The following is an 11,816-nucleotide window of genomic DNA, read 5'->3' on the forward strand; positions in this document are numbered from 1 at the left end:
GCTCGGCCGGGTTGCTTGGCTTCAGCTTGAAGATCCACGACTCGTAAGGTTCTTCGTTGAGCAGCTCTGGGCTGTCGGCCAGCTCTTCGTTGACCGCGATCACTTCGCCACCGACCGGGGCGTAGATGTCCGAAGCGGCCTTGACCGACTCGACAACACCGGCCGCGTCGCCAGCGGCGAATACCTTGCCGACTTCAGCCAGCTCGACGAACACCACGTCACCCAGGGCTTGCTGGGCGTGGTCGCTGATACCCACGGTCACGGTGCCATCGGCTTCCAGGCGAGCCCACTCGTGGCTTTCGGCAAAACGCAGGTCGGCGGGGATATTGCTCATGTCTTGAATTCCTCGATTGGCTCAGCGGTACGCCCGCCGGTTAAAAATTGTTCAGATCAGAATCTTGCCGTGGCGCACGAAGGTCGGTTTGACCACCCGCACCGGGTACCACTTGCCGCGGATTTCCACCTCGGCCCGGTCGCCGGTGGCCATGGGCACGCGTGCAAGTGCAATGGACTTGCTCAGCGTAGGCGAGAAACTACCACTGGTGATCTCCCCTTCGCCAATCCCGGCTACACGCACCACCTGGTGGGCACGCAGCACGCCACGCTCTTCCAGTACCAGGCCGACCAGTTTTTCCTGCACGCCATGTTCGATTTCCGCCAGCAGACCGGCGCGGCCGATAAAGTCACGCCCGGCCGGCTCCCAAGCGATGCTCCAGCCAAGGTTGGAGGTGAGCGGGGTGTGGGTTTCGTCAATGTCCTGGCCGTACAGATTCATGCCAGCTTCCAGGCGCAAGGTATCGCGGGCACCAAGGCCGCTGGGGGCGATTCCGGCACCGACCAGGTCGTTGAAGAACGCCACCGCCTGGTCGCCGGGGAGGATGATCTCCAAGCCGTCTTCACCGGTGTAACCGGTGCGGGCAATGAACCAGTCGCCTTCGGCAAAACCTTCGAACGGACGCAGTTCGCGGATCAGCGCGGCACGCGCGGGGCTGAGCAGCGCTGCAACCTTTTCTCGGGCATGCGGGCCCTGGATGGCAAGAATGGCAAGGTCGGGGCGGACCTTGAAGTCCACGGCAAAACCGTCACGCTGCAGTTGCAGCCAGTCGAGCACCTTGGCGCGGGTGGCGGCGTTGGTGACCAGACGATAGCCCTCTTCCGTGCGGTAGACGATCAGGTCATCGATCACCCCGCCCTGCTCCTGCAACAGCGGGCTGTACAGCGCCTTGCCGGTGTCGTCGAGGCGGGCCACGTCATTGGCCAGCAGACGCTGCAGCCAGGCGGTGGCTTCGCTACCATCGACATCGATAACGGTCATGTGAGAAACATCGAACACCCCGCAATCGCTGCGCACCTGATGGTGCTCCTCGACCTGCGAGCCATAGTGCAGGGGCATGTCCCAGCCACCGAAATCGACCGTCTTGGCGCCAAGCGCCAGGTGCAGGTCATACAAAAGCGTGCGCTGTCCCATGGGTTTCTCCTTCCGGGCGTGGCGAAGCGGCGGCGGTCGATGACGTCGGGTCGTCAGCTCTTCTTGTGTAGGACCCGCCGCGCGAATGCCGCGCATTGTAGCCGCAAGGGCGCGGGCTGGCACCCTCAGTGACTGTGACCGGGTCGACGTGCCGAACGGCGGATCAGGCCGATGACCGGCAGCAGGCCCACCAGCACCAGGGTCAGTGCCGGCAACGATGCACGCGCCCACTCACCCTCGCTGGTCATCTCGAACACCCTTACCGCCAAGGTATCCCAGCCGAACGGGCGCATCAGCAAAGTGGCCGGCATTTCCTTGAGCACGTCGACGAACACCAGCAGGGCGGCGCTGAGCGCGCCAGGCACCAGCAGCGGTAGATACACCTTGAAAAACAATCCCGCGCCACCGACGCCCAGGCTACGGGATGCCTCGGGCAATGACGGGCGGATACGCTCCAGGCTGCTCTCCAGCGGCCCGTAGGCCACCGCGATGAAGCGCACCAGGTAGGCCAGCAGTAACGCCGCCAGGCTGCCCAGCAGCAGCGGCTTGCCGGCACCGCCCAGCCAGCTGGACAGCGGGATGACCAGATGGTTGTCGAGGTAACTGAAGGCAAGCATGATCGACACCGCCAGCACCGAGCCGGGCAAGGCATAACCCAGGTTGGCCAGGCCTACCCCGGCGCGGATACCGCCCGTCGGCGCCTGGCGCCGGGCAAAGGCCAGCAGCAACGCCACGCACACCGTGACCAGCGCCGCCATGCCACCCAGGTACAGGGTGTGCAGCACAAGGCCGACATAACGCTCGTCCAGGTCATGCCGGCCGCGCTGCCAGAACCACGCCAGCAGTTGCAGCAGCGGGATGACGAAGGCGCAGGCGAACACCAGCAGGCACCAGCCACTGGCCAGCAACGCCTTGAACCCGCGCAGGTGGTACAGCGCCTGCCCGCGCGGCCGCTCGTTGCCGCTGCGGCTGGCCCCCCTGGCACGGCGCTCGCCATACAGCACCAGCATCACCGCCAGCAGCAACAGGCTGGCCAGCTGGGCCGCGCTGGACAGGCTGAAGAAGCCGTACCAGGTCTTGTAGATGGCCGTGGTGAAGGTGTCGAAGTTGAATACCGCCACCGCGCCGAAGTCGGCCAGGGTTTCCATCAGGGCCAGGGCAATACCGGCGCCAATCGCGGGCCGAGCCATGGGCAGCGCCACACGCCAGAACGCCTGCAGCGGGGACAGCCCCAGCACTCGCGCCGCTTCCATCAGGCCCTTGCCCTGGGCCAGGAATGCGGTACGCGCCAGCAGATAGACATAGGGGTAGAACACCAGCACCAGGACGACGATCACCCCGCCGGTGGAGCGCACCCGGGGCAGGCGCATCGGCCCGAACACCTCGCGCAGGGCGCTCTGCACCGGGCCGGCGAAGTCCAGCAGGCCGACGAAGACGAACGCCAGCACATAGGCCGGGATGGCGAACGGTAGCATCAGCGCCCAGTCCAGCCAGCGCCGGCCAGGGAACTCGCATAGGCTGGTCAGCCAGGCCAGGCTGACGCCCAGCACGGTGACGCCGATGCCCACACCCACCACCAGCGTCAGGGTATTGGTTAGCAGGCGCGTCATCTGGGTGTCGAGCAGGTGCGACCAGATCTGCAGGTCGATCGACTGCCAGGACAACAGCAGGACGCTCAGGGGCAGGAGCACCAGGGCGGCGACCAAGGTGACCGGGAGGTACCAGCGGCGTTGAGGGGTGTGGGGCAAGGCTTGACTCTCGATTGCGATGGCGACCGCTGCGCGGTCGTTCGCGGGTGAACCCACTCCCACAGGATCTGCACTGCCTTTGAGGGTTGTGCGGTCCTGTGGGAGCGGGTTTATCGGAACGCCGAACCGCCGCGAATGGGCCCTTGCAGGCCCCGGAAGGATAAAGCCTGGCGCTTAGTTCCAGCCAGCCCGATCCATCAAGCGAATCGCTTCAGCCTGGCGCTTGCCAGCGATTTCCACCGGAATGCTGTCAGCCTTGAAGCTGCCCCACGCTGCCACTTCGTCCGAGGGCTTGACCTTCGGGTTGGCCGGGAACTCCTGGTTGATGTCGGCGAACAACTTCTGCGCCTCTTCACCAGTCATCCATTCCACCAGTTTCTTCGCCGCCTCCGGGTGTGGCGCATGCTTGGTCAGGCCGATGCCCGACAGGTTCACGTGCACGCCACGGTCACCTTGGTTGGGCCAGAAGATCTTCACCGGCAGTTTCGGGTTCTGCTTGTGCAGGCGGCCATAGTAGTAGGTGTTGACCACGCCCACGTCGCACTGGCCGGCCTCGATGGCCTGGATCACGGCGTTGTCGTCGGAGAACACGTCGGTAGACAGGTTGTTGACCCAGCCTTTGACGATCTGCTCTGTCTTCGCCTCGCCGTGGGTTTCGATCAGGGTGGCGGTCAGCGACTGGTTGTACACCTTCTTCGCCGTGCGCAGGCACAGGCGGCCTTCCCACTGCTTGTCGGCCAAGGCTTCGTAGGTGCTCAGCTCCTGCGGCTTGACCCGCTCGGTGGAGTAGATGATGGTGCGGGCGCGCAGGCTCAGGCCGGTCCAGTCGTGGGACGAGGCGCGGTACTGCGACGGGATGTTCTGGTCGATGATGTCGGACTTGATCGGCTGCAGGATGCCCATCTGCTCGGCTTGCCACAGGTTGCCGGCATCGACGGTCAGCAGCAGGTCGGCCACGCCGTTTTCGCCCTCGGCCTTGATGCGCTGCATCAGCGGGGCTTCCTTGTCGGTGATGAACTTGATCTTGACCCCGGTCTTGGCGGTATAGGCATCGAACACCGGCTTGATCAGCTCGTCGATGCGCGAGGAGTACACCACCACTTCGTCCGCTGCCTGGGCGGTGCCGCCGAACAGGGTCAGGGCCAGGGCGGCCAGTAGGGGCTTGCGTGGCAACATGGAAAGCACTCCTCGGATCGTATGAGAGGCGCAAATGGTAGTGAATCCCATTTTCCGACTCATCTACCTAGGCGTTACCGGATGTTGCAGAACTTGCTCCTACTGCTCATCGTGCAAGACCTTCACGCCTTGGCCAGATCCGGGAGGTCACCACTCAAACCCAGCGCCTGGCGCACGAACAGTGCCTTGGCCTCCGGCATCTGCTCCACCAGCTTCAACCCACTGTTACGCAACCAGCGCAACGGCAACGGGTTGGCCTGGAACAACCGCTCGAACCCTTCCATCGCCGCCATCAGTGCCAGGTTGTGCGGCATGCGACGTCGCTCGTAACGGCTCAGCACCTTCACATCCGCCAGCCGCTCGCCACGCTCGCAGGCGTTGACCAGCACCTCGGCCAGCACCGCAGCATCGAGAAAGCCCAGGTTGACGCCCTGCCCGGCCAGCGGGTGAATGGTGTGCGCGGCATCGCCGATCAATGCCAGGCCTTCATCCACATAGCGCTTGGCGTGGCGCTGGCGCAGCGGTACGCACACCCGCGGGTCGGCCTGCAGCACATCACCCAGGCGCCCCTCGAATGCCCGCTCCAGGGCTTTCAGGAAGGCCGCTTCATCCAGCGCCATCAATTGCTCGGCATGCTCCGGGGTGGTCGACCACACGATCGAGCACCAGTCCTGCTGGCCATCACGGGATAGCGGCAGGAACGCCAGTGGTCCTTCATCGGTGAAGCGCTGCCAGGCCGTGGCCTGGTGCCCGGCGCTGCAGCGCACGCTGGTGACGATGGCATGGTGCAGGTAATCCCACTCACGGGTTTCGCAACCGGCCAGGCGCCGCACTGCCGAGTTGGCACCGTCTGCCGCGATCACCAGCGGTGCACGCAGCTGGCGGCCATCGGCGAGGGTAAGCAGCCACTCGTCGCCAGAGCGGCGCAGCTGTTCGAGCCGCGCATTGGGCAGCAGGCCGATATCGCTGTCATGCAAGCGTTCCAGCAGGCCATCCTGCACCACCCGGTTCTCGACGATATGGCCGAGCACCTGGGCGTGCACGCTGGCGGCCGAGAAGTGAATCTGCCCGGTGCCACTGCCATCCCACACATGCATGTCCGAATATGGCGTGGCACGCCGCCGGGCAATGCCATCCCAGGCGCCAAGGCGCTCGAGGATGCGCTGGCTGGCTGCCGACAACGCGCTGACACGCGGCTCGAACGGGGCCTGGGCATCGAACGGCTTGACCGTCAGCGGGCCGCCGTCGAGCAGGAGGATTTGCAAGCCACTGTGGCGCAACGCCAGGGCCAGGGCGCTGCCGACCATACCGGCACCGACAATCAACAGATCTGCGCGCATTTCCATGCCTTACGCCAGCCTCGCTTGCGGCTTGAGCCGCACATATAGGGTTTTATCGACCCGCGCCACCAGCTCGCCGGCGCCGTCACGGATATCGACCTGCAAACGCGGCAGGCACTTCTTGCCGGTGGCAGTCTGCTGGCGGATTTCATCCAGCAGCGCGTCATCGACGTGGAGTTCGGCATACACCGGGCCTTTGCCCGGCGAAATGAAATCGATGCTGGCGGCCTTGTCCCAGACGATGTAGTCACGACCCAGCTGTTCGATCAGCAACAGCATGTAGAACGGGTCGACCATCGAATACAGGCTGCCGCCGAACTGAGTACCGACATAGTTGCGGTTCCAGCGGGTCAGCTTCATCGCCACCTTGACGCTGCGCAGGTCCGGGCTGATGTGCAGCACGCGGATGCCAGCACCCAGATACGGCGGGTAAAGGTTCAACCGCCAACGCAACAGGCGCGCCCGGCGCGCCAGCCTGCGCGCGTTGCCACTCATGCCTGACCTCGCGGATCGGGGCGAGTGCCCAGGCCCATGGCCTGGCGGGCGAACCAGCTTTTCGCCGGAGGCAGCAAGTCGAGACCGAGCAGGCCCAGGTTACGCCCGGCGGCCAGCAACGGCTGGCTACTGCCGAACAGGCGAGTGACCTGGTCGGAAAAACCGATGGTCATGGCCTGGTCCAGGTGCTGGCGCTGGTGGTAGGCCTGCAACGTGGTCAGGTCGCCAGGCTGCTGCGGGCCGGCCAGCAGCGCCTCGGCAAGCGCCTGCACGTCACGCAGCGACAGATTGAAGCCTTGGCCGGCAATAGGGTGAAGGCTGTGCGCGGCGTTGCCCAGCACCACCAGATGCGGCCGCACCTGCTCCTGGGCTTCGATCAGCGACAGTGGGTAGAGGTGCCGCGCGCCGACCTGGCGCAAAGCGCCCAGGCGATAGCCGAACACGCCCTGCAGCTCGCGCAGGAAACTGCGCTCGTCGATGTCGGCCAGGCGCCGCGCGTCCATGCCCTGGCGGGTCCAGACCAGCGCGCAGCGGTTATCCGGCAGCGGCAGCAGGGCCATGGGGCCTTCTTCGGTGAAACGCTCGAAGGCCTGGCCGCCGTGGGCCTCGCCCGGAGTGATATTGGCGATCAGCGCGCTCTGTTGGTAGGGCGTGTGGCGCACATGAATGCCCAGCTGTTCGCGCAGGCCGGAGCGGCCACCGTCGGCCAGTACCGCCAGGTCGCACTCCAGTTGAGTGTCGTCGTTCAGCAGCAGGCGGTAGCCACCTTCGATGGCCTGCATCGCCGTGACTTCCGCCGGGCAACGCCAGCTCACCACCTCGCTGTCCAGCCCTTGCCACAGGCACTGACCCAGCCAGGCGTTTTCCACTACGTAGCCAAGCGCCGGCACGCCCTCTTCCAGGGCATCCAGGCGGGTGGCGCCGAAGCGGCCGCGGTCGGATACGTGAATCTGCCGGATCGGCTCGGCGCGATGGCCGATTGCCTGCCACAGGCCCAGCTGCTGGTAGATCTGCTGAGTGCCAAACGACAGTGCCGACGAACGCGCATCGTAGCTGGGCTGGAAGCTGTCACCGGGGGCGAAGGGCTCGATCAGCAGGATCTTCCAGCCTCGCGCCTTGGCCCCCGCCTGCAGCGCCAGGGCCAAGCTCGCGCCCACCAGGCCGCCACCAATGATCGCCAGATTCACCCGATTCATGCCGCGTCCTTGCGGGCGGCCTGCATCAGTGCCTCGATCTCGGCGACCGTACGCGGTACGCCCGAAGTCAGGATTTCACAGCCTTGCCTGGTCACTACCACGTCGTCCTCGATCCTTACACCAATGCCGCGCCATTTCTTGGCCACGGCCTGATTGTCGGCACCTATGTAGATGCCCGGTTCGACGGTCAGCGCCATGCCGGGTTCAAGCACCCGCCACTCGCCGCCCACCTTGTACTCGCCCACATCGTGCACATCCATGCCCAGCCAATGCCCGGCACGATGCATGTAGAAGGCACGATAGGCCTCGCTGTCGATCAGCGCCTGTACCTCGCCCGTCAACAGGCCCAGTTCCACCAGGCCCTCGGTGATGACCCGCACGGTCGCCTCATGGGCGTGGTTCCAGTGCTTGCCGGGGGCGATTTCGGCAAACGCCGCGGCCTGGGCCTTGAGCACCAGCTCGTAGATGGCCTTCTGCTCCGGCGAAAAGCGCCCGCTGACCGGGAAGGTACGGGTGATGTCGCTGGCGTAGCAGTCGATCTCGCAGCCGGCGTCGATCAGTACCAGGTCGCCATCCTTGAGCGGGGCGTCGTTCTGCTGATAGTGCAGGATGCAGCCATTGCGCCCGGCCGCGACGATCGAGCCGTAGGCCGGCATCTTCGCCCCACCCTTGCGGAACTCGTAGTCCAGCTCGGCTTCCAGGCTGTATTCGTGCAAGCCGGCCCGGCAGGCCTGCATGGCCCGCACGTGGGCCCGCGCCGAAATCTCTGCGGCAGCACGCATCACCTTCACTTCCGCTGCCGATTTATACAGGCGCATGTCGTGCAGCAGATGATCCAGCGCAACGAACTCGTTCGGCGGCTGGGCGCCCAGGCGGGCCTTGGAGCGGATCACGTTGATCCAGTCCATCAGCCGGCGGTCGAACTCGGGGTTGCTGCCCATGGCGCTGTACACCCGCTCACGGCCTTCGATCAGGCCCGGCAGGATCTCGTCGATGTCGGTGATGGGGAAGGCATCGTCTGCGCCAAAATCGCGCACCGCACCTTCCTGGCCAGCCCGCAGACCATCCCACAGCTCGCGCTCGGGGTTGCGTTCACGGCAGAACAGCACGTATTCGCCATGCTCGCGCCCCGGAATCAGCGCAATCACCGCTTCCGGCTCGGGAAAACCACTGAGGTACTGGAAGTCGCTGTCCTGGCGGTAAACGTGCTCTACGTCGCGGTTACGGATGGCAACCGCGGCAGCGGGCAGGATGGCGATACTGTTGGGTACCATCTGCGCCATCAGCGCCTTGCGCCGACGGGCATACTCGGCCTTGGGAATGCGGCTCATGGGCAGACTACCCCCGGTTGATCAGTGCAGCGATGGCTTGGGTGCGGGGGCGGCCGGCTTGGCCAGCTCGGAGAACAGCAGCAACGGCGCCACGCGCAGGTATTCCATGACCTCCATGTAGTCGCTCTCGCCGTCCTCGGACTCCTCGAGGGCTTCCTGGACCTGGGAAATGGCCACCAGGTCCTGCAGCACTTCCTTGGCCTCGTCGGACAGGTCCTTGCCACCGGCATTCAGGCCGAAACCGGTGATGAAGCCTTGGCACCACTGGCCCAGCGCGGTGGCGCGGTCGTTCAGGGCGGCGTCGTCGGAAGGCAGCAGCAGGACGATCGCCATGTCGTCGCTGGTCAGCTCGCCCTTGACCATTTCCTGCAGGCCGACCAGGGCGTTGCGCACGGTGTCACCGGGCTCGGTTTCCAGCAGCTGGGCGGCATCGGCCAGCCAGCCGTCGGCGTCGAAGCCGGCACCGGCGCAGCTGCGGCCGATCAGCAGGCCGTGCAGTTCGGCCGGGGTGACAGGATGGCCATTGCTGGACAGCAGCATGGCGAAGGCGATGTAGGGCGATTGGGTATTGGGCATGGGCAGCTAGGCGCCAGACGGCGCAATGACTAGAATGGAGACCTTGTATCCTAGCACCGGCAGGCGCGCCAAGACCATCGGCACTGGCCGTCGCCGCCCAGGGAGAGGCATCATCGCCAGGTGACTCAACGACGGAGCGAATCGAGTGCAACCCACGCAAGAGAACGACCTGCAGGCACTGATGAGCCGATTCGAGTTGCTGATCGAACGTGTCGAGCAACTAAAACGGCAAAATGCACTCCTAGTAGCTCAGGAAAAAACCTGGCGCGAAGAGCGCGCCCACCTCATCGAAAAGAACGAGATCGCCAAGCGCAAGGTCGAGTCGATGATTTTACGCCTCAAGGCCCTGGAGCAAGACTCATGAGTTCAAGCAATAGCGTCACCGTGCAGATCCTCGACAAGGAGTATTCGATCATCTGCCCGCCGGAGGAGCGCAACAACCTGGTCAGCGCCGCACGCTACCTGGACGGCAAGATGCGCGAGATCCGCAGCAGCGGCAAGGTGATCGGCGCCGACCGCATCGCGGTCATGGCAGCGTTGAACATCACCCACGAAATGCTGCACCGCCAGGAAGACCGCAACGATGCCCCGGCAGGCGGCACCACTCGCGAACAGGTGCGCGACCTGCTGGAACGGGTCGACCAGGCACTGTCCGACGACGCGGATACCAAAATCGGCTGAGATTGGTATACTGGCGCCACTCCCTGGGGGATGCGCCAGTCGGTTATGTCCCTGAGCCGATACGCACAACCACGGGGGTTGCACGCTGGGGCCGGTGTGCATGTCCGCCCGACGGAAAGCCTTAACGCCCCCTGCAATCTCCACCTTGAACTTTCGGGTTCAAGGGCTACACCGATAGCGGTCTTGTCGGGGAGCCTGAATTCTCTTGCCCGCCCCTTCCGGCGGGCAATTCGTTTTGGCCGACCACGTCGGCCAGCATCTGGGATCGCCCGTGCCATGACCGACACCGCGCAGCTCACCCGCCCCCAGCTCCGTCGCCTGCTCCGCAATGCCCGCCGCGCCCTTACCCCTGCCCAGCAACGCCAGGCCGCCCTTGGCCTGTACCGCCAGCTGGCGCAGCACCCGCTGTTCCGCCGCGCCCGGCACATTGCCCTGTACCTGCCCAACGACGGCGAAATCGACCCTTGCCTGCTGCTGCGCGAGGCCCAGCGCCGTGGCAAGCGTACCTACCTGCCGGTGCTGCACGCCTGGCCGCGCACGCGCATGGTGTTCCAGCGCTTCGAGCAGGGCGAGAAGCTCAAGCCCAACCGCTTTCGCATTCCGGAGCCGGTTACCGAGCGCAAGCGCCAGCGCCCGATCTGGTCGCTGGACCTGATCCTGCTACCGTTGGTCGGTTTCGACGAAGTGGGCGGTCGCCTGGGAATGGGCGGTGGTTTCTATGATCGCAGCCTGGCCTACCAGGCGCGTCGCCAGACCTGGAAAAAGCCGTTGCTGTTGGGGCTGGCACATGAATGCCAGAAGGTCGAGCGGCTGGCTCAGGCCAGTTGGGATGTACCGCTGCAGGGGACGGTCTCGGACCGTGGCTGGTACTTGGCGCCGCGTTGAACGGCGCCGACGTGGGGCATCAACGTTGCGGCTGGCTGGCGTCGACCGGCATCTGATAGGCATTGTCCAGCTTGCGCTCCCAGATACCTTGCGCATAACCGGTAGTGACCACACCCAGGCCGAAAATGAACACCAGGATCCACAGCAGATCCGGCTTGTTACGTTGATTCATCGAAGAATGCCCCCCAGGCAAACTGTTCAGGCTCGGCAATTTTCTGGGTATCGCCGGAGCATAGCGCTTTAAACGGGGCGCATTTTCCGACAACCTGCGTCTGCACGCAAACCTTGACGCCAACCGACTGTCGGTTTCATGCAACAGGTTATTTCAAACCTTTTCAGGAGCAGCACCCATGGCCTACTGGCTGATGAAATCCGAGCCCGACGAGCTCTCCATCGAAGCCCTCGGCCGTCTCGGCGAAGCGCGCTGGGACGGCGTGCGCAACTACCAGGCGCGCAATTTCCTGCGGGCCATGAGCGTTGGCGACGAGTTCTTCTTCTATCACTCCAGCTGCCCGCAGCCGGGCATCGCTGGCATTGCCAGGATCACTCGCGCTGCCTACCCCGACCCGACCGCGCTGGACCCGCAAAGCCACTACTACGATGCCAAGGCCACGGCCGACAAGAACCCGTGGAGCGCGGTGGATGTAGCCCATGTGCAAACCCTGCCACGGGTGCTGGAGCTGGCCTGGCTGAAACAGCAGGCAGGCCTGGCCGAACTGCCGCTGGTGCAGAAAGGCAGCCGCCTGTCGGTGATGCCGGTGACGCCAGAGCAATGGGCGGTGATTGTCGCTTTGCGTTGAAACTGCGGCTAAGGTCATAAACCAAAGGGGCCGCCCTGCGGCCCATCGCCGGCAAGCCAGCTTGTGTCTTGAGAGGGGATTAGAATCTGAAGTGAGAGCGGTGAATGGCAAGCTGAATGC

General features: G+C 64.8%; 14 protein-coding genes and 1 other RNA gene. 5 read left to right on the forward strand and 10 right to left on the reverse strand.

The window, feature by feature from the left end; translation table 11 throughout:
• The 9 genes from gcvH to ACK1U9_RS19705 form a co-directional block, all read right to left on the reverse strand.
• The coding region (gene gcvH, locus ACK1U9_RS19665; protein WP_449110123.1) for a glycine cleavage system protein GcvH at nt 1–334 on the reverse strand (334 nt) is incomplete at its 3' end.
• A 51-nt stretch (nt 335–385) separates the two neighbouring features.
• The gene (gene gcvT, locus ACK1U9_RS19670; protein WP_153671413.1) at nt 386–1,468 is read right to left on the reverse strand and encodes a glycine cleavage system aminomethyltransferase GcvT; all 1,083 of its coding nucleotides are present in this window, start codon (nt 1,466–1,468) and stop codon (nt 386–388) included.
• 125 nt (nt 1,469–1,593) lie between these two features.
• Entirely contained in the window at nt 1,594–3,216 is a 1,623-nt protein-coding gene (locus tag ACK1U9_RS19675) for an ABC transporter permease (RefSeq protein ID WP_085601823.1), read from the reverse strand.
• 174 nt (nt 3,217–3,390) lie between these two features.
• Complete coding sequence (locus ACK1U9_RS19680; protein ID WP_085601822.1) at nt 3,391–4,392, reverse strand: extracellular solute-binding protein; 1,002 nt, start codon at nt 4,390–4,392, stop codon at nt 3,391–3,393.
• A gap of 122 nt (nt 4,393–4,514) precedes the next feature.
• Nucleotides 4,515–5,732: a 2-octaprenyl-3-methyl-6-methoxy-1,4-benzoquinol hydroxylase gene (locus ACK1U9_RS19685; protein WP_196174599.1), complete on the reverse strand. Its 1,218-nt coding sequence runs from the start codon at nt 5,730–5,732 to the stop codon at nt 4,515–4,517.
• A gap of 9 nt (nt 5,733–5,741) precedes the next feature.
• On the reverse strand, nt 5,742–6,227 hold the full coding sequence (locus ACK1U9_RS19690) for a DUF4442 domain-containing protein (RefSeq protein ID WP_046613627.1): 486 nt from the start codon (nt 6,225–6,227) through the stop codon (nt 5,742–5,744).
• Entirely contained in the window at nt 6,224–7,423 is a 1,200-nt protein-coding gene (ubiH, locus tag ACK1U9_RS19695; protein ID WP_153671415.1) for a 2-octaprenyl-6-methoxyphenyl hydroxylase, read from the reverse strand. Before ubiH ends, ACK1U9_RS19690 begins: the two co-directional genes overlap by 4 nt.
• Nucleotides 7,420–8,754, reverse strand: a complete 1,335-nt coding sequence (gene pepP / locus ACK1U9_RS19700) for a Xaa-Pro aminopeptidase (protein WP_108480288.1) — start codon at nt 8,752–8,754, stop codon at nt 7,420–7,422. Before pepP ends, ubiH begins: the two co-directional genes overlap by 4 nt.
• 21 nt (nt 8,755–8,775) lie before the next feature.
• A complete protein-coding gene (locus tag ACK1U9_RS19705; RefSeq protein ID WP_046613630.1) occupies nt 8,776–9,330 on the reverse strand; it encodes a YecA/YgfB family protein in 555 nt (184 codons plus the stop codon).
• Between the two features lie 181 nt (nt 9,331–9,511).
• On the opposite strand from ACK1U9_RS19705, the gene ACK1U9_RS19710 reads away from it, so the two are divergent.
• The 4 genes from ACK1U9_RS19710 (at nt 9,512) to ACK1U9_RS19725 (ending at nt 10,896) form a co-directional block, all read left to right on the forward strand.
• Nucleotides 9,512–9,694, forward strand: coding sequence for a TIGR02449 family protein (locus ACK1U9_RS19710; protein WP_046613731.1), 183 nt, complete (start codon nt 9,512–9,514; stop codon nt 9,692–9,694).
• Nucleotides 9,691–10,011, forward strand: coding sequence for a cell division protein ZapA (locus tag ACK1U9_RS19715; RefSeq protein WP_003259368.1), 321 nt, complete (start codon nt 9,691–9,693; stop codon nt 10,009–10,011). Before ACK1U9_RS19710 ends, ACK1U9_RS19715 begins: the two co-directional genes overlap by 4 nt.
• 17 nt (nt 10,012–10,028) lie before the next feature.
• A non-coding RNA gene (gene ssrS, locus ACK1U9_RS19720) (6S RNA) lies at nt 10,029–10,208 on the forward strand.
• A gap of 79 nt (nt 10,209–10,287) precedes the next feature.
• Entirely contained in the window at nt 10,288–10,896 is a 609-nt protein-coding gene (locus ACK1U9_RS19725) for a 5-formyltetrahydrofolate cyclo-ligase (RefSeq protein ID WP_046613631.1), read from the forward strand.
• Between the two features lie 19 nt (nt 10,897–10,915).
• Here ACK1U9_RS19725 and ACK1U9_RS19730 read toward each other — a convergent pair whose 3' ends face one another.
• Nucleotides 10,916–11,068, reverse strand: coding sequence for a hypothetical protein (locus ACK1U9_RS19730; protein WP_013974724.1), 153 nt, complete (start codon nt 11,066–11,068; stop codon nt 10,916–10,918).
• A gap of 178 nt (nt 11,069–11,246) precedes the next feature.
• On the opposite strand from ACK1U9_RS19730, the gene ACK1U9_RS19735 reads away from it, so the two are divergent.
• Nucleotides 11,247–11,696: an EVE domain-containing protein gene (locus ACK1U9_RS19735; protein WP_046613632.1), complete on the forward strand. Its 450-nt coding sequence runs from the start codon at nt 11,247–11,249 to the stop codon at nt 11,694–11,696.
• Nucleotides 11,697–11,816 lie beyond the last annotated feature (120 nt).

Source organism: Pseudomonas sp. XP1 (genome assembly GCF_053557675.1).